Source organism: Asaia krungthepensis NRIC 0535 (assembly GCF_025995175.1).
Taxonomy (GTDB): domain Bacteria; phylum Pseudomonadota; class Alphaproteobacteria; order Acetobacterales; family Acetobacteraceae; genus Asaia; species Asaia krungthepensis.
In genome coordinates, this window is sequence record NZ_BAPV01000029.1 from 1 (window position 1) to 203 (window position 203).

The following is a 203-nucleotide window of genomic DNA, read 5'->3' on the forward strand; positions in this document are numbered from 1 at the left end:
AAGTTGGAGCAGATGTGATTCAAGCTCTGGATGTGGACACCAGAGCAGAGGGCCCGAATGGCCGGGATTGCCCGCAAGACAAAGCGCTATCCGTCGGACATGACGGACGAGGAATGGGAGCGGATCGCGCCGCTGATGCCCGAACCGGGGCGCATGGGCCGTCCACGCGAGATCGAATTTCGCGAGGTGATCAACGCGGTGCG

The 203-nt window shown here is 62.1% G+C and carries 1 protein-coding gene; it reads left to right on the top strand.

What is annotated here, in order from left to right:
* Positions 1–30: 30 nt before the first annotated feature.
* A partial coding sequence (locus AA0535_RS10855) for a transposase (RefSeq protein ID WP_264816161.1) occupies positions 31–203 on the top strand: 173 nt, incomplete at its 3' end.